Here is a 21,739-nt window from a genome sequence, read left to right as displayed (position 1 = left end):
TTTTGATATTTGTTTCTAAAATCAAATAGAATGCTATAATGAAATCAGTAACAAAAACCATACGCTAGGATACGATCATGGCAAGAGGCGGAAAAAGAGAGAACTCAGGTAGACCAAAAAGTGAGCCAACCAAAACAATTCGCGTACCAGATGGTGCGCTGGATGCGGTCGAGGCGTTCATACGGTTGTATAAAGGCGATGAAGCCGAAACGGACTACGTAATACTAAACATCGCGATCGCAAAAACAAAATGGTGTGCTATGCGCGGAGATTTCACTGATAGTCGAGAAATTAAGAATGCAGTCAAAATCCTTGAAAAAAGAGCAGACGAATTAGAACGCACCGATCCAAACGATATAAACGCTCTTCAAAACTGGGATGAAGCGATTAAGCTTGAAGCATTAGCAGAAGAATGGTCGAAAATTGGCATTAAAGGATTGGACATATAAATAACAGTGTTTCAACACGAGAACAATAATTTTTAACGGTGCGTTTTCAACACGTTTTTACGAATACCCGATTTTTTGTTCCTTTTCTTCACCCATAGAACGAAAAATCTGTAAAACCTGTGAGGTGTAGAAAGGCAGCAAAACCAATAAAACCAACGGACGAATGAACCACCAACCGAAAGCATTTATCAGCTTACCTGTTAAATGCCTTAAATCCTGACTAGGTTGTTCGGAAAAATGGCATTGAAAAAAACGAGCTTTTACCACACGCGCAATAAAATAATACCCAACAACAAAGCGGCCGCTGAATTACTGGGCGTTGATATTGCCGAAATAGCACGAATGGACAAGGAAGGCGCTCCGGCTGTCATGGAGCGCTATATCCTATTATGGGACTCTAAACGAATCAATTCGCCGGGATGGGATGGATGGTGCTTTAGTCGCGGCTCGCTGATGCACAAGAGAATGATTTGGAAGCCTGAAAACCTGTTAAATGCTCGGCGTGAGGCTGAACGCATTGGACAACTGGAAAATGAAATACACAAGCTATACACCTGGAAAGGCTTAATAAAAATAGCTGGTTATTTATTTAAAGCTTCATAAGCTTCCCGTGCCTTTATAAAAGCATTAGCGCAATGCATCCGCGTTGCGTTGTCTTTCATGTTATAGCATTCATCAGGTTTTTTATATTGGGACTTAAAATCATTCAATTCCTTTCTAACTTCCATATATGCATGCTGGCTTTTTTCCTTTATTAACATTTCCCTAGTTTTTGGAATCTGAAATAAAGGCAAAGGAATAATACTTTCTTGGTGACCCGGAACAACGCCTTCTAATTGATTATTTTGTTGTGGTGGTGCCGTAGAAATTGGTACGGTAGCAAGAGCACGTAAATTATTAAATTGATTAGCCTGCGCACTCTGATTTTTAATAGTTTCATTAAAACCCCATATTGCTGCCCCCGTAAAGAATATAAAGCCAAACGTTGTAAGCATCCCGGCCAAAACTATCCCAAAAGCCACACCGAAAATAATCTTCCATATTGATACTTGTTTGGCGGATTTTTGCTCGTTATATCTTCCCATAAGCCCTCAGCTACGAAAATGTTTAGAATGATCTTTATCGTTAGTATCCTATAACCTTTATTCAAAAATGTCACTAAGCCGATTAGCTAGCGACTCCGTGACCCCGTCCTATTGTCGGTCATAAATCAAAAGCGGTTAACGGTACGAATGGGGCGAAGCCGATCACCACGCCCTTGCTCATTTTGCGCTAATTCATATACATTTTGCGTGTGCAATGAGCAAGGCAGCGAACCGACAAAGTACATTAAACCGGCTTACGTGAAATACCGGTCGGGCGTTGCCTACCTGTCTACCTTCGAATCACCAAGATCACAAGCCATATCAACGGGTTTTGTTTTACCTAATAAAGACTATTGAAGCGGCAAAGTAATGGTGCGGGCTAAAACAAAAGCGGGGTTAATAGTAACGGGGTTGGGTAAATTCCGTTACTCGATGTCCAAAACATTCGCCTGGTCGGTAACATGTCCGTTACTGAACCAGGTTAACAACCGGCCGGCGAGTAACGATTACGATCAAAAATGCGCTTTCTGCAGGCACCTGTAGCGGTCAATTGCCGACCTGTTACCCTACGGCCACAATCACACGCACATAAACGCCCCCAATCACGTCGGCATTTTACGGACTCGGCCAAAGCGCGCGCAATCGGGTACGGAACTCCATTTCCTATGGCGCTGGCAAGACCGGACCGCGTAAATGCTGGAATGTCAAAACCTACCGGCAAACCTTGAAGGCTTGCGAGTTCTGAAATTGGCCTTGAATCATTGGCCGTCACTGTCGGTTCTTTTCCATTTCCGCCACCTAATCGCTCAATCATCAGCTGCGTACCATCCCGCGTACCAAATTGAACATGACGTAAACGCCGCTGTTTAGACCCAAAATCGGCCGAATTCAGGTCAAGCCGCTGCCATGAATAACCGTCGATACGTATATCAGGAACGCCGGGAACATTTTCTGCAAGCCACCAGACGGGCGACGCTTCTAAAACAATTCGCTTGAATTGCTTAAGCATTTCAAGGCCGTTTCCGGTTGGTTCCGCCCTCCTCGCCTTTGAAAAATCCTGACAGGGCGGACCGCCTATAACGCCGTCAAATTTGCCCGGCATGACCGTAAATTTCCTAATGTCGCCGCCGAAAATTAAATCAGGTCCACGGACAACGCAAAAACCGGCATCTTCAAAACCACGATCCAATAGACCAATACCGGGAAATAATGAAAGAACCAACATAACGTTACTCTACTGCGTTAAATAATATCCGGATAGTAACGGCTAAAGTGTTACTTGTCAACCGAAACAATCACCTGGTCGGTAACATATCCGGCCCCAGAAAGCCCGAAGCCGCATTCATTGGAACGTAGCGTTAAGCATCAATCTCAAACTTGCCCTTATAGCCGAGTTTCTTCATTGCTGTATATGCTCGATCAAGGCTTGTATAAACCTTGTTTGCACCCTCACGGCTTGAGTTCTTAAGAACGTCATTAACCCCTGCACCATAGGCGAATACTTCCCATACGGGCTTCTCATCTTCAACGGCCTTGAATCCGGCAAGGAATGTAATCAACTCAATGCCGTCAAATTCAATCAATTTTTTTAGTTCGTTTGCAGTCATGGCCGTTATTTCCTGTTCTTGTTAAAGTGAGTCTATTGTCTCACATAGTTTAAACTATGTCAACGCATTGTTTTAACTTTGTTTCACGTAGAACACAAACAGAACAATATTATCCTGCTACATTATTACAGCTAATTAGAAGCCACCTGAGCCGGTAAAGAATCGTCTTTGATGTAACCGCCTTTGTGTCCAGTAAACCGAGTCACGATCTCGCCCTCGATCTCGCAATAATCCTCATAATCCTCCCGCTTACATTTCTTAGCGCTAATCAACCGCGTATTGCCTGATTGCGTCATTAATATAACCATCGGCACCTTACCTAAATATTTGCCCGCAACACCGGTTATCTTGCCAGCAATGCGCCATTCGGTCGAATAAGCCGGTTTGGCCGGTACTGATGGCACATTGACCGGAACAACTGCGCCTTGAATCTGAGTCGCTGAAACGGTCGTTGCGGCCTTGGCGGGTTTTGCCTTATCGTTCATTTTCTGAACTTTTTCTTGAGTTGCCGATACACCCCAGACCATGCCAACCAGACACAGCGCCATGACAGCCAAACCGGCCTTAAATTTCCAGCTATTGAAGAAGCTTGAGCTTACGACGCGCTTTTCATTCGGCGCTGCATTGCCCTGACTGTGCATGTGCGTCTTGTAATAGCGATAGACGCTTTCGCTATACCTACCATTTTCAGACGATACCAGCTGATTTTTTGGAGGAGTGTTGTCTTTGCCCAAACTTGCCGCTTTTCTGCAGGTGTAACGGATAAAACTATCTTCCCTACCCAAATCCAGATGCTTTGCGGTAATGATTGTGGTTTCAATCAAGGCACGAACCGGAGCGCATAGATCGGCCATATCCTGAGTGATTAAAACAATGTCCATTGAACGACCTGTATCGTCCGATCTATGCCCATGCTCTTTAAGTAACGCAAGCTGCGAATAAGGAATTGCGGTCATTTTCTGACCCTGCGGCCACAACCGCCACACCTCATCTATTATCAACATGACCCCGTTACCTACACTGTCCCAATCGTGCTTTACCAAGTCGTCAATAAACGTCACCCTGGCATCCGGGAAATCTTGCAATATCACGTCCATTTTCAACGGCAAATTAGTAACGATGTGCCGTCCCTCTTTCAAGCAAGGCGATACAAACAGCTCAATGCTGGAGTAGCTTTTTCCTGATCTTGGCTGTCCGGCCAAGCCGACTATGCCAGCCATTAGCCAATCACCGGCAGTCTACGAATAAGGAAACGAATCAAGTACGCACTACCCAAGGCCGCCAACGACTGAGGAATCAGGAAAAAATCGGCAAAATATCCCAACGGACCACTAAACGCCGTCTGCAAAAAAGCGATTTTAGCGGACAATCCGGAACCATCAAGCAGGGATTGCAACGCATCAAAAAGCCCATTGGCTAACGCATAAAATGACAACTTGACGTAATAAACAACTGCATCCATCACACCGGAAACAAGACCGGTTAAATACTCCAACGAGTATTTAATCCAATCCACCAAAGAAGTAAAAAAATCTGATATTTTTTGACCGATGCCCATGTTTTACGCGCTCATTAAGATGAAAATAAAACCGATTGCCATGACAATTGTCATAATCACAGTGACCGATGACCGTACCGACTCCATGAGCAAACAATGACCGCTGACCGAATGACTGCCCAAACCCACACCAGATAAATCCATTTCAATGGGTGGACATTCGCCACTGGCCGATACATTCAAGGAATATAACCCCTTAAGCCGATCAATACGCTCAGACGGTGAACAGGTGCCGGATGTGCAACTAGGAGATAATCCACAATTGCCATTACAAAGCACGGAAGATATAGCGGTTTTACCGTCTGATTTACCATTGCCGTGAACATTGCCCCCAGAGCTGAAAGAATCAGGGGCATTGAGTTTATCCAATATCCCCTTGGTATTAGCTTCAATGCCTTTGGTATGTGCTTCAATACCTTTTGCAGTTGCATCAGTCGCCAGACCCGATGTGTCGTTCGATGGACTACTGGTACTCGTTCCGACACCAGAACCCCGCCCCGTTCCACTACCATCACCCGACACAGCATCATCTACAGCGCGAGAAAGACCGGGCAATAAACCATCAATATTGCGATTATGAGCGTCGGCATTACCCGGATTTGACGCAGGTATTGCACCATCCTCAGTACCGATCTGAACACCAATATCGGTCGCTTTTTGTTTTGCGGCGGCAGAATTGGACGCGCGAGCCAATGCGTCTATTACATCATCGTTAGCTTTTGCAAATGCCTTAACAGCGCCCGCTATTGCCGCTTGGTCACCAGATGCTTTAGCGGCAGCAAGTGCAGCAGAAGCGGCATCCCTAGCAGCTTTCGCCGTATCGACAGAACCGGCCTTAACGGCGGCGGCATCGGCGGCAGCGGAAGCCAATTGGTCAGCTTGAGTTTTTTTGGCATCGGCCAACGCTTTAGTGGCAAGAATTTCCATGGACCGTTGCGCGTTAGCATCAGTAACGGTTTGAAGGTCATTTGAGCAAATATAAGAAGCGGGTTTGCAATCATCTATGGGAGGGCAATATTTCTTATTAACGTCACTAATGCAAATAGTAGGCGAAGATACCATTTCACATTGTTTCGTAGTTTTGTTGAAAAAATTGCCACCTGTCTCAGAACTGGCATTGCAATCTGGAATTGGCGCACAAACACCGCCATTATCATATTCAGTGGCAGAACAAACAACAGGCGGAGGACCACACATACCGGTTGTTGCATTACGTACATTTGGAGCCGTACAAGGTTCCACATTTATACAGCTATCACCCGAAACAGTCCCGCCATAAGGACAGCTATAAGTTTGCAAAACCGCCAAAATTTGAGTAAAACCGCAGTCATTGCCATTAGATTTCAAAATACACGATATATGGCCGGTTGTTGACGTATCCTGAAAACAGGTACGCGTTGTATAAGCGTCAGACATAGCGGCGGAACACTCAGACAACGAAATAAAAGTGGTCCCGCTATATGTATAATTGGTTGACGTTACCACCGCAGGATACGTATCGGCGAAAACCGATGACGAAAACAAAAGACCCGACAGAGCGACAAAAATTAATCTAGCCATAATTAACGCATGATGTAAAAAGGCAGATAAAGACCGACCAAAAAAGCCGCGTAATAGTACAGGTGTTCCATAATTCCCCCTAAACGAAAAAAAGCCCGGTTTTTACACCGAGCTTTTTAAACTAACTAAAAGACCGATTAACCCCAGCCCAATTTTTTAGAAATGATCTGGCCGCCTTTCATGAAAATCCCGACGGTAATCATTCCGGAAAATACGACTGTCATGGCGGTAGAAATTGCGCTTAAATCAACCGTTGCGGTCAGATCAGCCAACCCCAAAGCATGAGCCGATGTACCCATCAAAGCAGCAGAAGCGCCGACAGCGGTAAGTAAAATTCTTTTTAAAGATTTGTTCATAGTTTTTTTCCCATAATGGAATAGATAATAAAACGACCGCCCCACGCAAGCGCGACTAAGCCGTACGACAAAATAAAGCCAGCACCAACCGCTTCAGACATTACTAATGGATCAATATGCGAAAAATCAAACGGATAGTATTCACCCGCACTTAAAACCACGTAGTTAACGCAATTTGTCTGCATAACGTCGGGTACAAATGCATAGACATTCATAATAACGCCATCCTGTTTAAGAGCGCTGCTGGAAGTACCAGCAGTCAAAAGTGCAGTTTTAACGCAAATCATTAGAATCCCTCATGTGATGCTAACTATTTAGAGAACAGTCCCTAAATTCGGATAAAGAACGGTTCCGGCATGATCTGATGTGCAGACACTAAATTTTGCCGGTTTGTTCTGTTTATTACGCGTCGAAAACCGCCGAGCTTTGCGAGCTATGCGGCGAAGTTCAGACGATTGATTGTTGAACATTGACCTAAGCCCTAAGCCTTAGCCGGTTCTTTTTGGCGGAGCGGCGGCAATTTTTGAGAAATTGAAAAATCATCAATTGTTGCGCCAGTAGCCAATGACAGAAACGGAACGTCGTTAAATACGCCTATACGGGATGGAAACATGACATCCTGATCGACACCAACCAACGCCGCCGACGCTTGAATAACATCGATAGGTGCATCAGTCACGTTCAACCACATGGAATCCGGCTTAGACGGCATGAATAAAACCCGAATCCGTTTTTTAAATTCACCTTCGACCGGCTTACCGTCTTTATAGACTTGTTGCTGATCTTCTTTAATTTCTAAAAATTTACCTTTTGAAAATTGCATGTTGTTAATCCCCTTTCATTGTTAAAATTTGCTACAGTTATTTATAGAACTCCAAGGCCGCTAAAGCGGCGGGGAGGCGCTACGCGCCCTTCCCCCGCTCGCCTTAATGTCTTGGGGTTTTTGGATAATGGTCCACTTTTTAAGATGCGTGACCACGTCGAAAACATCGGCTGTAATACCAACAATTTTCCAGACGATCTCTTGATAGCGATTTAATTTCATCTCGCCGGTTTCTTCGTTAAATTCGTTCTTCTTTAACAGCTGTAATTCACGCTCTACGCGCTTTATCTCAGTGCCACCCATAACAACCAGAAAACCCGCCCAATCGTTATTAATGCAGCAGTCGCGAGCCTCGCGGATTACGTCATGTTCAATCTCTTTATCTTTAAGGCGCCGCAATTCTCGCCAGACTGACACGGACGCACCGCCCAGTTGTTGAAACTGACGGATGCCCCACGTTGAAGCCCACGCCCGGACCCGATCACTGACTTTATCGGTTGACTGGGTTGCGTCCTCGCTATCCATGCCAATATCAAAACCGATGTTTTTGGCGATGTATTTGGCGATATAGCCAGTTGCCGACACTTTCTTAACACCGTCCTTGGTTATGATTTCTTTCAGAATGCGCTTGGCATTGAAACGCGCGTCCATTGCGCCGGGCGATGCGAGTTCGTACGAATCCTCCTTACAGGCGTACTCTTGAATGGTTTCGGTAATCAGGTATTCATAATCACGCGGCATAAATAAAAGAATATGCCAATGCGGTGTTCCGTCATGGTGCGGTTCGGCCACGCGGAATCCGTAGGGCTTCGCGCCCCAGCTATCAAGCTCGGCCCGAATTCTTGACCAGACACCGACCAGATATTTTTGGGCATCCTTGGGCGTTGCGCCGTTGTATTTGGTGTTTTTTTGCAGACTCTTACCCATGAACCGGTGAAACTTAGACGGGCAGGTAATGGTGTAAAACATGCCGATATGGTCCTTGCTGTCGGCGTACTGCTCAAAGCCTGACATACGCACCATTAATTCAGCGCGGCGGTTTTCAGGATTTGCCAAACTGCTCTTTAATATGTCTAACATATCGAGTTCGTCGCCAGCGTCGGAAACGCACAGTTTTTGCTCCATGCCTTGCAGGGTATTTGCCCAACGTTCTTGCACATTGATAACAGTGGCATCCGAACAATATATTTGCCGACCCTTGGCAACGTTTCCGGCAAGTATCGACGTGGCTTCCCTGTCACGCGCGTCCTTTCGCAAAAGCTTACGAATCCACCAATCAACACACAGTACACGCAGAAAAAAAGAGTCGTCATTTGATGCTTTCGGCGGCTCTATGCCCTGACATTGCAGGTAAAAATAAACCAAGGTTTTACTAAAAATATATCGTTCTTCGATTGCCAATAAATGCTTAATGGCGAGTTTTTTGGCTTTGGCCTTGGTCATAGGCCGGGCGCTTGATCTAGCGTTTAGGTCGTCACGTATTGATTGAACTGTGCTCATTGTCCCGCCTTGATAGCTTGACGAATCAACGCGGCGACTCTTGCGCCCTCGGCAAGTTGCGTTATTTTGTACCCCCTGCCCCACGCCATCATTTCATTAAATGCGGTTTCTTTTTTGTAAGGGTTGCTATCGGTAATCATGGAATTTAAACCCCGACCGAAAGCGATTGAAACGGATGTGTGCCGCCAACCATGACCGCTGCAAGCATTACAGCCGCTGCCGTTGCATGTGCGGCAAAACTCCATTGCCCGAATATAATGCCGGTCGGCAAATGTTGAGGCGATTGCTTCATAATCATCCTGTTTTTTTTGAGCAGCTGCTTGCACGTTTTTTAGACCATAAAGGCGGTTGCGCAGGTGGGCATTGACGACCGGGAACAGGCTGCGGTAACTGAGCCAAAGAAAGCCCCATGTTTTGCGATGGCAAAGGCTCTGGATAATTGGCAGGAGGACAAACAGGAATAGCGCTGACATAAGCGACAGGAATAAAAACCTTTGAGCTATTAAACTCTTCCATTAAATCGGCATACGCGTAAAGATCATCTAGCGATATATCAATAATGCCTAACTCTGATGGATGCAAAGGCTTTTCCATTAGAAACCAAACCTTAAGCCAAACTCAATTGTTATAGCGCATGAAACAAGAAAACAGGCCGAGTTAAACAATTCGCGGTTTATAGCATTCATTTATCGACCCCCTGCCCCGGTATGCGCTCAACTTCGGGCGCACAGTCGTCGCACCAGATACCACGCTTTAGCCATTGATTAAAATCATACTGGCCGCGAAAATACCAGCCAACGAAAGCGCCTAAAATCAAAGCGGAAAGACCGACGGAAATAAGAAGGAAATCAATTAACCGAATCAGCTGTTCCATGTCGGCGGCGCTTAATTGGTTCATTGGTTGCCACCCTTACCAAACAAAACGGAACATTCGGACGGATGCGAAGAACAAAGACGAATTGCGCTCCCGTAACCAGTATCGTAAGCACACCAAACGAAAAAAACGAAAAGAGCGCCAACACAAGCACCTAAATAGGGATTCATTGATTGCCACCCTGCCCCACAGCTTCGGACGACTGAGCATCAGGAAAACAATTTGGGCAAAAGGGTGATAAACAATCACACACAAAAGGATCTGGATCACCCGCAAACAAATAGCCGCAACCCGGACAGGACATAACGCCGCAAACTGAACAGGGTTGTAAATAGGTGCCACCCTGCCCCGGAGCTTCGGGGATATGGGCAGGAGTGGCGCAAGCGTCCCCGATATTCGGTTGAAAGTAATCAAGCTTTTTCTTAAGCCGATCAACAAAGTTAATGTTATTTACTTCGCAAACCTTAAAATCGTCAGATTCTTGATGATTCAAGAAAGAGCGAGCGTAAATCATGCCTTGTATAAAGGCGAATTCACGAGTTGTAAGCGTAATCGTGACCGATTCACGCGGTGTAGGTGTTTTTGCGGATTGTGTTTGCATAGGCTTGCCTCTATGGTTATATAGTAGCAACATGCTACATGTGGCAAGATAATACGAGTTACAAACCGACAGTGTCAAGGCATAATGTAGCAACTTGCTACGTGGAGAAAGTAAAATGAAAACTATAATTGACTATCTTGATGATCTAAAAGAGAAATTTGGAAGCGATAACAAAGCAGCGAACGCACTAAATATCGCAAGAGAAAGGATCTCGCAAGTCAGAAAACGCGGTCAGCTTGGAGATGAAACAGCAATAAAAATTGCTGATGCTTTAGAAATAAGCAGAGACGAGGTTTTGATTGCCGCCGCAATCGCACGAAGCGAGGGCGAAGTTAAGAAGAGCTGGGAAAATATCTCAAAACACATGGGAATCGCAGCAAGCGTTACCCTTGCCAGTGCCCTGATGCTAACAAATTCAAGCGCTGGCGCTTTTTCTGACTTCGCAACATTCGCCTACCGAGTCTGTATATTATGTTAAATTGAATGAATGCCAAATAATAGGCGGTATAGTTTTTGCCCTTCTTAAAAAAGGCAAAACTATTATCGATAGCTCGTTTTACAATTTTTATCGTTTTCATCACACGTAACGGTTTTTGACCATGTTTTTTTATAATGCGGCAAAGGAGTTGGTACCGAAGAAATAGTTGTTGCTTTGGAGAGCGAATCAGAAGAAAGCGTTAACGTCATAATACCGCCATCTTGAGTCATGCGAAAATACCTTAATGCGTTCATACCAAAAAGAACGTGATCAAGATGCTCACTGGTAAAAGCCTCAAGTCCCTTTAGCTCAATATTACCAATTTTTAAACTGTCTATATGTGTTGCACGGCTAAGCGATAATCCATTAGCCGTGCTTGACTGGAAAGCCTTGCCTAAAGGCAACCTGGCGGAATAAGATAAATTTCTAGGGATAACTACCTGTGTAGCGCCCGTGTCGATCAAAAATGGCATCCTGACATTATTAATTAAAAGCGTGCCTGTATAATGCCCCAACGCGTCAGCTTGAATAGATACACTCGGTGCTGAATCCGAGAGGGAATGACCGTGAGGAATAACAGTGTATTTAGATGCGGAAAACGAATTCTGCGAAAAAATCAAAGAGAAAAACAAAAGAAAAAAACTTTTAAAATAAGACATACACCCTTCCCTATTGAACGTATAAATACTGAATCGAAATCTCATTTAAGGTCCTGATATTAGATACTAGGATCGGAAAGTATACATCGAATTGCAATGAAAATTCGCTGAATACCCTCAAAAACAAAAGCAAATAAACGAGAAAAGCGGTGGTGGTCGCACTTACCATCCAGGTATGACAAGACATGCAGCTCAATAGCGTAGTCACCTGATAGGTAGCAGCACTTATTGATTGGAGCAATTGAACCCTATATCTTACAAACACTTGCACAACACAAACTGATTTTTTAGAGCTGTTCGATCTTGATTAACAGAGGGATGTTACTTATGTTTGCCCCATTTAACTCTTGGTAAAACCATCTTCTCGCCGCCCTGCCCGCAGAGGAATTCGAGCGCATTTCTCCGCATCTGGAATTGGTCCAGATGCCACTCGGTAAAATCCTTTACGAATCCGGTGACGAGTTACATTATGTCTATTTTCCTACGACTTGCATTGTGTCCAAGCTTTACGTCACAAAGAATGGCGCATCGGCCGAAATCGCCGTAGTCGGCAACGATGGCATCATCGGTATCTCAATCTTCATGGGCGGAGGAACCATGCCTGATCGGGCCGTCGTGCGGAGCGCGGGCTACGCCTATAGGCTGCGAACGCATCTACTTATGCAAGAATTCGATCGTTCTAAGGGACGTCGCTCCGGGGGATTACACTGTTTATTGCTGCGTTATACCCAACCCAGATGGCACAGCTAGCAGTTTGTAATCGACATCATTCCGTGGATCAGCAGCTCTGTCGTTGGCTGCTGGTAAGCCTAGACCGGCTGCCTTCTAAAATGAACCCGTCCGGTACAACGAATACTTGGAATCCCCATTGCCGGCAGCCACCTTATGTACGATAGCGAACAGACTAAGTCCGGTCTTGCCACTAAATTAGATGTTCACTTGTGGACTTGGGCTGTTGTTGATTATCTTACGATCCTGATCTTTTCAGGAAGAATCTAGCTTTTTAAATCAAGAAAAATACCGTTCTTAAATCCTAACACTCAGCAACGCACAGGAGTCTTTATGCTATTTAATAAACTGTCAATTCCGGTTATGCTGCTGACTGGCTCGTTATGCTATCTGCCTGTTTTCGCTCAGGAAGTGCCCACCCCACAACAAGCCCTACAAAACTTCGGTATCGGCGCTGAGCAAATCACCCAGCTTGAACACGGAAAAATTGTCGGTTACGAAGTCAGTGAAACCAGCCAGGAAGAGTTAGCTATTGGTATGGCTATGATACTCCCGGTAGCCTTACCTAAAATCATTGATTACATTAAACGAGGCAATCTTACGGCTACCGAAAGCGACCTCATCGCCTCCGCTCCGCTTGCCAATAATGCCGACATCAACAGCTTCAAGAAATTCGCCTTTAACGATAAGCAGCTCGACGAAGCCAAAGCGTTTCTGGAAGCTGAGCCGGGCGATAAATTCAACCTGTCAAAACCTGAAATAGACAGTTTGAAAAGCCTGCAAGCCACTCTGGAAGATGCCGACGACAAAACATTGTTAAAAGCCGCTAACCAAAAATATAGGGAAATTCTGTTGCAACGCTTGCTGGCTTACCGGAAAAGCGGTTTGTCCGGGATTGCACCTTACAGCCGCGAAAATGGTAAAACCGCCGACCCTGCAATGGAACTGCGCACCGATGCCACCATCAGCAAAGCTTGGGCACACTACTTTCCAGAGCTGCAACAAGCCTGGCTAAATTATCCAACCCCATTACCGCCAAATTCCACCGAACAGTTCCTCTGGCTGAATCGCATGGTTGAAGATCGGCCTACGGCCATACTCAATCACCGCGTTATGGTCGCGGGCGAGACGGGCGGAATTTTTATTTCCCGACAGTTTTATGTCGGGCACTCCTATAATTCCAGCCATGTGGTTGCAGGCGGCTTGCCATATAAAGATGGCACACTGGTGTTTTATTCGACCTGCAGCTCTACCGATCAGGTAGCGGGCATGGGCAGTGGATTGAAACATTCGATAGGCCGCGAGCAAATAAAAAAAGAAATGATTAAACGGCTGCAACGACTCAACAAAGACATGAAGCGCAAGGCATCAGCAGTTGGACAGTGACGGTTAATTTGACAGCAGCGTTGTCGTAGTCCTAATCAGGCCTTGATGTCGGCGCGTGCTCATCATCGCACTCAAACGAATGCACAGGTAAGCGCAGAAACCCTGATGATGCTGTAGTGTAATCAGGATAGCAGTCCGTTACAACACCCCTTCCTACGTGCAACCCACTCCAAGTCACGCGAGTCGTAGTCCCAGCCGCATGTCAGAGAGTAAGGTCGTACAGCCCCAATCCGTCTCTGTTCGCTACCGTACCGACTTCCTTCAGTTTTATCAGTACCATTTTAAGCGAGCGATGGGGAGCATCATCCCGCGCTTTAAATATGGCTATCTGGGCATGGCTACATAATTATCAGGAGACACTCATGAACAAAGACCAAATAAAAGGCCGAGTCGAAGAAAGTTAAGGAAGTCACTGGCAAGATATTGGACGACGATGAGATGGAGCTGGAAGGAAATATCCAAAAAAACGTTGGTAAAGTCAGGGCTGGCTTTGGTGATCTTAAGAAAGATATTAAGCAAGACAAATAAAACGAGCCTATGCAGGAGGAAAACACCCGTCAGAAGTGCTCAAACACGCGAAGGCTCATGCTAAACCTGCCGTCGAACACCTGAATGCCTGCATCGCGGGTGCCTAAATGAGGCTATTGATCACGGCAAGCTAAAGCATGTCGACTTTGCGAAGCAATCTGCCGAAAGAGCCGACATACATCTGAAAGCCACGCAATAAACGACCATCAACTTCTGTTCGGTATGGATGCCGTTCAATTATGTTAATAAATAAACTCTTACTATCAAGGAGAACACTATGTCTACACGATTATTGCTAGTTATTTTCACTTTAACGGGCAGTCTAATAATGATGACCGGTCCAGTCCGAGCCGAACAGAATACCGCATTCCATTTGGCGGCTAACTCGGAATTGGAAAATACCGAGCGTAATGTTCGCGACAAGGACAACACTACCTTAACCCCGGAAGACCAAAAGGAAACCAAAAAGGATATCAAAATCACGGCTAAGATACGTCAAGCAGTGGTTAGAGATAAATCGCTATCAGTCGATGCGCAGAATGCAAAAATCATCACCCGTAATGGTGTGGTGACTTTGCGAGGACCCGTTGCAAGTGGAGAAGAAAGCATGAAGCTGCAAGAAATCGCCAAGAAAACGCATGGTGTAGTGCGAGTAGATAATCAGCTTGAAAATAAAGCGCCTTAAAGGCCCAGGAGAATGACATGACTAAAGCAGTTTTTTGTATCGCTCAAAATCTCGAACAAACAGAGATCATTGTTAATAACCTGAAGACAGCAGGTTTTTCAATTAATGATATATCCGTGCTGTTTCCCGACAAATCCACGACCAAGGATTTTGCTCATGAGAAGCACACCAAAGCGCCGGAAGGCGCCGCTATCGGTGGGACCGTGGGTTTAGGCACTGGCGCTGTGCTCGGGTTGTTAGCCGGGATCGGCGCTCTGGCTATTCCAGGCGTCGGTCCGTTAATTGCCGCAGGGCCCATTATGGGTGCATTGAGTGGTGCGGCAGTAGGCGCTGCCACTGGAGGTTTGGCTGGAGCCTTAATTGGGCTGGGTATTCCTGAGTATGAAGCCAAACGCTACGAAGGAAAAATCAAGGGAGGAAGTGCCTTGATTTCTGTACATACGGATAGCAGCGAAGAGCGTGATAAGGTAAAAGAAATTTTTAAAAATGCCCATGCAGAGGATATTTCCTCGACTGGGGAAGCCTCAGTTTAAGCTTGATGATGCTATTGCACGTAATCAAGAAATAATCACATGGGAGTTTTGTTATGCATAACATTGAAACTATCGACAAATTGCTGAAAGATGAATTAGCGGCAACAGAAACTTATAAACAGGCTTTGGATAAACTTCGGGAAGATGCCGCACTGGGCGAATCTGAGTATTTAATGCCAATTTATGAGGCGCATAAAGACGCGGTTTCCAGTTTACAGGCACAAATCCGACAACTGGGAAAAACTCCCTCTGAGGGCTCAGGAGCCTGGGGTACGTGGGTGGAAATACTCCAAGGGGGCGCTAATATGCTGGGTAAAAAAGTGGCGCTCAAGGTTTTACAGGAAGGAGAAAAAAATGGCGCCGAAGATTATGAAAAAGCGCTGAAAGATACCGAGCTGTCTTCAAATATTCGTTCTCTGATCGAAACAAAACTGCTGCCTGCCCAACAAGCGCATATACGCACTTTGGATCGGCTTTTGGATGCGGCAGCTTAGCATGCAATTTTTAGTTGATGCCAGCGTGGACCATGATTTGTTCACGCTGTCTTTATTTATTGCATTGCCGGATTATTAATACAATTCCAAGTCACCTGCAAGACATTATCTGAGCGACAACAATGTGCGAAAACTACCCATTAATAGTGCATAAAAAGCCGTATCTCAAACCAATGCGCTAATTCATAAACCAAGGAGTTTCAACATGATTTCAACTGTACCTGATGTGATTTTTAAAACACGTGTTCGCGACGAAAGTATCGGTGGCGACAATCCGTTTCGCTGGCAGGATGTCAGCACCGATGACATCTTTAAAAGAACAAAAATTGTTATTTTAGCGCTTCCCGGTGCCTATACGCCTACCTGTTCAAGCAAACATTTACCTGGATTTGAAGCCAAATATCAGGACCTCATTGAACAGGGTGTTGATGAGGTTTACTGCGTGAGTGTTAATGATGCTTTTGTGATGTATCAATGGGGTAAGCATCTGGGCATCAAACAGGTGAAAATGCTGCCCGACGGAAACGGCGATTTTACCCAGGCAATGGGCATGCTGGTGAAAAAGGAGAACGTTGGTTTTGGCAGTCGCTCATGGCGCTATTCCATGATTGTAGAGGATAAAAAAATTATCAAATTATTCAGCGAGCCCGGTAAAGTCGATAATTGCCCAGATGATCCATTTACCGTAAGCGATGCCGATACCCTGCTGGATTATTTAAAGCAGAACAAATAAGCCTGTATTGCCCTTAATCCCATTTATAAAGGGGACGCCCCAATGACTCAATATGATTATGACCTGTTTGTAATTGGTGCAGGTTCCGGAGGCGTGCGCGCTGCACGTATGGCATCAGGTCATGGTGTAAGGGTAGCCATTGCTGAAGAACGTTATTTGGGCGGCACCTGTGTCAATGTAGGGTGTGTGCCCAAAAAACTGCTGGTCTATGCCTCCCAATTCCAAGATCAATTCGATGCGGCAGCGGGATTTGGCTGGACGGTGGGAAAATCAACATTCAACTGGTCAAGCCTGATCGCAAACAAAAATCAGGAGATTGAGCGGCTACATGCTGTCTACAACAATCTGCTGCAAAAGTCGGGTGTCCGTATTATCAATGGCAGGGCAAATTTGCTGGATGCGCATACTGTCGTCGTCGCCGGTACGGAATACAGTGCAGAACGCATAATTATTGCAACAGGGGGCTGGCCGTCTGTTCCCGACATGCCCGGCAAACAACACACCGTCACATCGAATGAAATGTTTTTTCTCGATCAATTGCCCAAACGCATCATTATTGTCGGTGGCGGCTACATCGCGGTGGAATTTGCCGGCATACTTCATGGCCTTGGTGTAAATACCACAATTTGTCATCGTGGAGACAAACTGCTTCGTGGTTTTGATGAGGATATACGTGATTTTCTGGCCCATGAAATGACCAAGAAAGGTATTAAACTTCTTCTCAATACCGATATTGAGGCTATTGAAAGCACAGGCGATTGCTTTGCAGCACGGCTTATTGATGGTAACAAAGTCAGCACCGACCTGGTTATGTATGCCACCGGCAGAACACCGAATTCAACCGGATTTGGACTGGAAGCGCTTGGCATTGAATTGGACGACGAAGGTGCCATTAAGGTTAATGATGACTATCAAACCAATGTGCCGTCAATCTATGCGTTGGGTGATGTGACTAACCGGGTCAACTTGACTCCGGTAGCCATAGCAGAGGGCATTGCCCTGGTAAATAAGTTGTATGTCAATCAACCGAGACCGGTCGATTATGACCATATTCCCACCGCTGTTTTCAGCCAACCCCCTATTGGTACGGTCGGTCTAACCGAAGCACAGGCGCGCGAAAAATACCCGGACATCGACATTTACCTTACCCGTTTCACGCCAATGAAAAATACCCTCTCCGGGATGGATGACAAAATCCTGATGAAGATGATCGTGGTACGCAGCACGGACCGGGTTGTCGGCATTCACATGGTAGGGACTGACGCCCCTGAAATCATCCAGGGTATGGCTGTTGCCATTCGAGCCGGTGCGACCAAAGCGGTCTTTGACTCTACTATCGGGATACACCCTACGGCTGCCGAAGAATTTGTAACTCTGCGTGAAACTAACTGATGTTACGCAGTTAGTCGAATTTCGACCGCTTTAAGATTAAGGAGTCGCTAGCGCGACACTTGATTAAATCGGGTTGTCGCACCCGAAGGCGAGTTACTTTCTTTTGCTTCGCCTCGGCAACTGCTCCTGCGTTGCTCTACCTCCTGCATCCATGCAGTCGAAAAGAAAGTAACCAAAGAAAAGGCGACCCGGTTGCCGCTTACTTCCTGCGCTCCTCGCTTTTATCGAGGGTCAGCAGAAGGGGCTCCTGCCCCTCTGCTGACGCACGGCATCCCTGCCGCGCCCCTATCGGGCTGTTCTCGATAAAAGCTCCGGTGCGGCGCGGCAAACGGGAAAAATACCATCCGTGCGTAACATCAGAAACTAATTCAAAGCTATAAGTGTCGCATAATACTAGGTTCTGTTGTCGTTTCATCTCAACCATAAAGTGTCGAGTAAAAAGACAACATCCCCATGTAATTAACAGCTTTTTTCTCGTATTGCCAAAACCCGGGTGCGAATCGAACATGTCTTTGCCAGCTTGGAACAGATGGGCTGAAAAGGCTTACGGTGCATTGGACTAAGTCGGGCATACTGCAACTCAACTTGAAGGCGGCTACCTACAATTTACGCCGCCTGTGCAGTTAAAGACCCGCGGTAAGATAGCGGCCGCTGAATATGCTAAAGCTTAGCCGACTTCTACTATGCTCGCGGCATAATCTTCCGGCGGCTCAAAGCCCAACAGCGTGATACAGGTCGCCGCCAGACTTGCAATGCCGGCCTCCGGCACATCAGCCAAACGAGCGTTGGCCGCCCCCGACGGATCGTACACAATCCCAGGTACCGGATTCAACGAATGAGCCGTCTTCGGTTTGTTCCGTCCCTGCTCATCCAACACCAGCGCACCGGTCTTTTTATCGAGTTCGCACATGTCGTCCGCATTGCCGTGATCGGCCGTGCAAACCATAATGCCATTGGCCTTCTTCAGTGCGTCCATAATCCTGCCGACATTTTCATCCACAGCTTCGACGGCCAATTTTACTGCGCTCACCACACCCGTATGCCCCACCATGTCGCCATTCGGAAAATTCAGGCGGATGAACTTATATTCCCCGCTCTCAATCGCCTGCACCACCACATCGGTAATTTCATCTGCTTTCATCCGTGGCGCATCTTCGAACGGGCATACATCGGACAGAATCTCTTTCCAGGTCTCGGTCGGAAACTTACCCGAATTATTGCCATTGAAAAAATAGGTCATGTGGCCGTATTTTTGCGTTTCCGAAATAGCCAGCTGTTTGACTCCTGCATTCGAGAGATACTCGCTCATCGTGCGATCAATCGCCGGAGGCGTCACCAGATACCGCGCCGGCACCCCAAGGTCGCCGTCATATTGCATCATCCCCGCATACAGCACATCCGGTTTCGGGCCGCGATCAAATTCTTTCAATTCATCCGCTTCAAATGCTTTGGTAATTTCCAACGACCGGTCGCCGCGGAAGTTAAAGAAGATGACGCTGTCGCCATCCACAATCGGGCCCACAGGTGCGCCGTCGCGTTCAATAAGAAACGCGGGTAAATCCTGATCCAAAATACCCGGATTTTCAACACGGAAAGTTTCCACCGCTTCTTTCATCGAAGCAAATGTCCGGCCTTCCGCTTTCACATGCGTCGCCCAGCCGCGCTTCACCATATCCCAATTGGCATCATAACGATCCATGGTGATATTCATGCGTCCGCCGCCCGATGCCACGCAATAATCGACTGTGCCATCCGCATTGATTTCTTTCAAGAAGGCATCGAAGCGCTCGACATAATCCAATGCCGACGTCGGAGGCACATCGCGTCCGTCAATCAACGCATGAACCCGAGCCTTCTTTACGCCCTGCTCTTTCGCCTTCCGTAACATCGATTCCAAATGATTCAGGTTGGAGTGTACATTGCCATCCGAAAACAGGCCGATAAAGTGCAGCGTAGACGATCTGTCATTGACATTGGAAACGAGCTCCTGCCAAACCGAACCGTCGGCATACATCGCACCCGACGCAATCGCCTTGCCAACCAAAGCCGCGCCCTGTTCAAAAACACGGCCGCAGCCGATGGCGTTATGGCCCACTTCCGAATTGCCCATGTCCCCGTCGTCCGGCAGCCCCACGGCAACGCCATGCGCCCGCAACTCCGTATACAAGGCATTCTCATGCAACCAAGTCAGATTAGGAGTCTTTGCCTGTTTCACAAAATCGCTTTCTGGATTTTTACCAATTCCGACCCCATCCATAATCACCAACACCACCGGACCTTCCGGCCCCGCAAAACTCTTACTCTTTTTCAACTCAATCATTTAAAACTCCAACTTACAGGTGCATCAATAAAAAACAATAAACGGCTTTTAATGTTCCAGTCCCCGAATGGCAAAATCATTATCATCAGAAGATTGGCGAAATTTTTAACGATTTCAACCAAATCGGGCATTTAACTTGAATGCTGAAAAACTGATTTATTCAACAGCGCCTATTTTAACCTGATTTTTAAGGTGTGGTTTATCTATGCTGGATAATATGCCGATGTACGTAAAAACAATTTTCCGGATTACATCAGATCAGACTTAACCATCACTTTTTAATGGCGGGTCTTGGCCTAACTGTGCTGTTCGTGAAAGTCCGGGCTCGACCAGCGGTCTTTGACCTCAGCTATTTGATTGGTTGGTTTGTGCCGGTAAGCAGACATATTTTTTTGGGAGGCTGCTTTAAGCGATTGCTTTCCATAATTGAAGCGATTGATGAACGACGCTCATAATCGCCTTAGTCTACGTGTTTGTGCTTATTGTTAAGTGAACAAAAATACATATAAAATCTATTGACTCTTACCAACCCCAAACGGTCATTCAATCCAGATTTCCGAATGGCAACATACCGTCGGAAAGCAGACAATCGGTTCCATGGGACCAACTCGATCTATTGTTAAGGGTTGTCAGATGCCTGCCCTCCTGCGCAAGACTGCAAGACGCGACAGAACTGGGTGGGCAGGCGTCGGACAAGCCTCGAGGGAGGAAACCGCGGGCTACGCAGCAGTGGACTAGAACAGGGGATGGACTATGGAGATTTAACAGGTGGCTGTACGGGTGAACCTAGCTCTCATGTTGGTCAGCCGAGGCCCGATATAGCCCAGTAGGTCCATCTCACAGTCTATGCGCCTGATTTTTCGTGGCGGTGGCGAGCAAAAAATAGGGATTTTACGCCACCAGGCCAAGCCTTCCCGTATCGGCTCTAACCGCCGATAAACCAGTGGCAGGTGATTTGGCGTTTGGCAGGCACTTGTTTTCATGCCGTACCTCGTTGCCAAGGTGGCGCTCGAATCGGCTGTTTGCGCGCTAAGATTTCGACGATGATCATGGCCGCACCGCAGTCGGGACAGGTGAAAGTCGGCTGGGCCGATTGTCCTACCGCATCGGTATCCCCACCGTTGAGTTCACTGTCGGTCGGCATAACCTGCAGTAGTTTACGTACCTGCGCAAGCTGTTCACGGCGGCCGCAATTGGCGAGCAAGCCATAATGACGAATGCGATGGAAGCCACTGGGCAACACATGCAACAGGAAGCGGCGGATAAACTCGTCGGTAGTGAGCGTCATGGTTTTATGCCGCGTCTTGCCCTTGGCTCGGTAGTCTTTCCAGCGGAACGTGACGCCGCGCTCGTCCAGGGCAATCAGGCGTGAGTTGGCGATTGCCACCC

The 21,739-nt window shown here is 46.6% G+C and carries 29 protein-coding genes and 1 pseudogene; 12 read left to right on the top strand and 18 right to left on the bottom strand.

Going from position 1 to position 21,739, the window contains the following annotated elements; genetic code table 11:
- Positions 1-77: 77 nt before the first annotated feature.
- Positions 78-449: a hypothetical protein gene (locus METTU_RS19700; RefSeq protein ID WP_006893748.1), complete on the top strand. Its 372-nt coding sequence runs from the start codon at positions 78-80 to the stop codon at positions 447-449.
- Positions 450-686: 237 nt separating this feature from the next.
- Positions 687-1,052 carry a hypothetical protein gene (locus METTU_RS19695; RefSeq protein ID WP_006893747.1) on the top strand — a complete coding sequence of 122 codons (366 nt, stop codon included), beginning with the start codon at positions 687-689 and terminating at the stop codon, positions 1,050-1,052.
- On the opposite strand, the gene METTU_RS19690 is transcribed toward METTU_RS19695, so the two are convergent.
- The 15 genes from METTU_RS19690 to METTU_RS19625 form a co-directional block, all read right to left on the bottom strand.
- Positions 1,031-1,534: a hypothetical protein gene (locus METTU_RS19690; protein ID WP_006893745.1), complete on the bottom strand. Its 504-nt coding sequence runs from the start codon at positions 1,532-1,534 to the stop codon at positions 1,031-1,033. The genes METTU_RS19695 and METTU_RS19690 overlap by 22 nt on opposite strands.
- A 481-nt stretch (positions 1,535-2,015) precedes the next feature.
- A complete protein-coding gene (locus tag METTU_RS19685) occupies positions 2,016-2,759 on the bottom strand; it encodes a DNA cytosine methyltransferase (RefSeq protein ID WP_006893744.1) in 744 nt (247 codons plus the stop codon).
- A gap of 133 nt (positions 2,760-2,892) precedes the next feature.
- Positions 2,893-3,141 (bottom strand): hypothetical protein, encoded by a 249-nt coding sequence (locus tag METTU_RS19680; protein ID WP_006893743.1) that lies wholly within the window; start codon positions 3,139-3,141, stop codon positions 2,893-2,895.
- 131 nt (positions 3,142-3,272) lie between these two features.
- Positions 3,273-4,361 carry a zonular occludens toxin domain-containing protein gene (locus tag METTU_RS19675; protein WP_006893742.1) on the bottom strand — a complete coding sequence of 363 codons (1,089 nt, stop codon included), beginning with the start codon at positions 4,359-4,361 and terminating at the stop codon, positions 3,273-3,275.
- Positions 4,361-4,657 carry a hypothetical protein gene (locus METTU_RS19670; RefSeq protein ID WP_150107900.1) on the bottom strand — a complete coding sequence of 99 codons (297 nt, stop codon included), beginning with the start codon at positions 4,655-4,657 and terminating at the stop codon, positions 4,361-4,363. The genes METTU_RS19675 and METTU_RS19670 overlap by 1 nt, the downstream gene beginning before the upstream one ends.
- A 45-nt stretch (positions 4,658-4,702) precedes the next feature.
- Positions 4,703-6,259 (bottom strand): hypothetical protein, encoded by a 1,557-nt coding sequence (locus METTU_RS23435; RefSeq protein WP_006893740.1) that lies wholly within the window; start codon positions 6,257-6,259, stop codon positions 4,703-4,705.
- A 137-nt stretch (positions 6,260-6,396) separates the two neighbouring features.
- The gene (locus tag METTU_RS19655) at positions 6,397-6,615 is read right to left on the bottom strand and encodes a hypothetical protein (protein ID WP_006893739.1); all 219 of its coding nucleotides are present in this window, start codon (positions 6,613-6,615) and stop codon (positions 6,397-6,399) included.
- The gene (locus METTU_RS19650; protein ID WP_006893738.1) at positions 6,612-6,902 is read right to left on the bottom strand and encodes a hypothetical protein; all 291 of its coding nucleotides are present in this window, start codon (positions 6,900-6,902) and stop codon (positions 6,612-6,614) included. The genes METTU_RS19655 and METTU_RS19650 overlap by 4 nt, the downstream gene beginning before the upstream one ends.
- Before the next feature lie 194 nt (positions 6,903-7,096).
- Positions 7,097-7,438 carry a hypothetical protein gene (locus METTU_RS19645; protein WP_006893737.1) on the bottom strand — a complete coding sequence of 114 codons (342 nt, stop codon included), beginning with the start codon at positions 7,436-7,438 and terminating at the stop codon, positions 7,097-7,099.
- A 60-nt stretch (positions 7,439-7,498) separates the two neighbouring features.
- Entirely contained in the window at positions 7,499-8,938 is a 1,440-nt protein-coding gene (locus METTU_RS19640) for a replication endonuclease (RefSeq protein ID WP_006893736.1), read from the bottom strand.
- A complete protein-coding gene (locus tag METTU_RS23800; protein ID WP_169624998.1) occupies positions 8,935-9,078 on the bottom strand; it encodes a hypothetical protein in 144 nt (47 codons plus the stop codon). The genes METTU_RS19640 and METTU_RS23800 overlap by 4 nt, the downstream gene beginning before the upstream one ends.
- A gap of 5 nt (positions 9,079-9,083) precedes the next feature.
- Positions 9,084-9,230: a hypothetical protein gene (locus METTU_RS23795; RefSeq protein ID WP_169624996.1), complete on the bottom strand. Its 147-nt coding sequence runs from the start codon at positions 9,228-9,230 to the stop codon at positions 9,084-9,086.
- A 2-nt stretch (positions 9,231-9,232) separates the two neighbouring features.
- Positions 9,233-9,532 (bottom strand): hypothetical protein, encoded by a 300-nt coding sequence (locus METTU_RS23430; protein WP_150107899.1) that lies wholly within the window; start codon positions 9,530-9,532, stop codon positions 9,233-9,235.
- Between the two features lie 88 nt (positions 9,533-9,620).
- Positions 9,621-9,836 carry a hypothetical protein gene (locus METTU_RS19630; RefSeq protein WP_006893734.1) on the bottom strand — a complete coding sequence of 72 codons (216 nt, stop codon included), beginning with the start codon at positions 9,834-9,836 and terminating at the stop codon, positions 9,621-9,623.
- A gap of 142 nt (positions 9,837-9,978) precedes the next feature.
- Positions 9,979-10,413, bottom strand: coding sequence for a hypothetical protein (locus METTU_RS19625; RefSeq protein ID WP_006893733.1), 435 nt, complete (start codon positions 10,411-10,413; stop codon positions 9,979-9,981).
- A 115-nt stretch (positions 10,414-10,528) separates the two neighbouring features.
- Between METTU_RS19625 and METTU_RS19620 the strand changes: the two genes are divergently transcribed.
- On the top strand, positions 10,529-10,891 hold the full coding sequence (locus METTU_RS19620) for a hypothetical protein (RefSeq protein ID WP_006893732.1): 363 nt from the start codon (positions 10,529-10,531) through the stop codon (positions 10,889-10,891).
- 62 nt (positions 10,892-10,953) lie between these two features.
- On the opposite strand, the gene METTU_RS22810 is transcribed toward METTU_RS19620, so the two are convergent.
- Positions 10,954-11,550 carry a retropepsin-like aspartic protease family protein gene (locus METTU_RS22810; protein ID WP_169624994.1) on the bottom strand — a complete coding sequence of 199 codons (597 nt, stop codon included), beginning with the start codon at positions 11,548-11,550 and terminating at the stop codon, positions 10,954-10,956.
- Between the two features lie 423 nt (positions 11,551-11,973).
- On the opposite strand from METTU_RS22810, the gene METTU_RS19615 reads away from it, so the two are divergent.
- The 9 genes and pseudogenes from METTU_RS19615 to METTU_RS24700 form a co-directional block, all read left to right on the top strand.
- Positions 11,974-12,300, top strand: coding sequence for a cyclic nucleotide-binding domain-containing protein (locus METTU_RS19615; RefSeq protein WP_436969956.1), 327 nt, complete (start codon positions 11,974-11,976; stop codon positions 12,298-12,300).
- Positions 12,301-12,612: 312 nt separating this feature from the next.
- Positions 12,613-13,665 carry a hypothetical protein gene (locus METTU_RS19610; protein WP_006893729.1) on the top strand — a complete coding sequence of 351 codons (1,053 nt, stop codon included), beginning with the start codon at positions 12,613-12,615 and terminating at the stop codon, positions 13,663-13,665.
- A gap of 438 nt (positions 13,666-14,103) precedes the next feature.
- Positions 14,104-14,193: a hypothetical protein gene (locus tag METTU_RS24705; protein WP_254258103.1), complete on the top strand. Its 90-nt coding sequence runs from the start codon at positions 14,104-14,106 to the stop codon at positions 14,191-14,193.
- Between the two features lie 277 nt (positions 14,194-14,470).
- Entirely contained in the window at positions 14,471-14,878 is a 408-nt protein-coding gene (locus tag METTU_RS19600) for a BON domain-containing protein (protein ID WP_006893728.1), read from the top strand.
- Between the two features lie 17 nt (positions 14,879-14,895).
- Complete coding sequence (locus METTU_RS19595; protein ID WP_006893727.1) at positions 14,896-15,411, top strand: hypothetical protein; 516 nt, start codon at positions 14,896-14,898, stop codon at positions 15,409-15,411.
- A 53-nt stretch (positions 15,412-15,464) separates the two neighbouring features.
- Positions 15,465-15,905 carry a DUF2383 domain-containing protein gene (locus tag METTU_RS19590; RefSeq protein WP_006893726.1) on the top strand — a complete coding sequence of 147 codons (441 nt, stop codon included), beginning with the start codon at positions 15,465-15,467 and terminating at the stop codon, positions 15,903-15,905.
- Positions 15,906-16,110: 205 nt separating this feature from the next.
- Positions 16,111-16,638, top strand: a complete 528-nt coding sequence (locus METTU_RS19585) for a peroxiredoxin (RefSeq protein WP_006893725.1) — start codon at positions 16,111-16,113, stop codon at positions 16,636-16,638.
- 42 nt (positions 16,639-16,680) lie between these two features.
- Positions 16,681-18,030, top strand: a complete 1,350-nt coding sequence (gorA, locus tag METTU_RS19580) for a glutathione-disulfide reductase (protein WP_006893724.1) — start codon at positions 16,681-16,683, stop codon at positions 18,028-18,030.
- Positions 18,031-18,505: 475 nt separating this feature from the next.
- Positions 18,506-18,657 (top strand): annotated as a pseudogene (locus METTU_RS24700) (transposase); the annotation flags it as partial.
- 40 nt (positions 18,658-18,697) lie between these two features.
- Here the strand turns inward: METTU_RS24700 and gpmI are convergent.
- Together gpmI and METTU_RS19565 are read right to left on the bottom strand one after the other, a co-directional pair.
- A complete protein-coding gene (gene gpmI, locus METTU_RS19570; RefSeq protein WP_006893722.1) occupies positions 18,698-20,350 on the bottom strand; it encodes a 2,3-bisphosphoglycerate-independent phosphoglycerate mutase in 1,653 nt (550 codons plus the stop codon).
- Between the two features lie 979 nt (positions 20,351-21,329).
- The coding region (locus METTU_RS19565) for a transposase (RefSeq protein ID WP_006893720.1) at positions 21,330-21,739 on the bottom strand (410 nt) is incomplete at its 5' end.

The sequence above is a fragment of the Methylobacter tundripaludum SV96 genome, from assembly GCF_000190755.2.
In the GTDB taxonomy this organism is placed as follows: domain Bacteria; phylum Pseudomonadota; class Gammaproteobacteria; order Methylococcales; family Methylomonadaceae; genus Methylobacter_A; species Methylobacter_A tundripaludum.
Note: the sequence above shows the minus strand (reverse complement) of the source record. Positions and strands in the feature narration are given on the sequence as shown.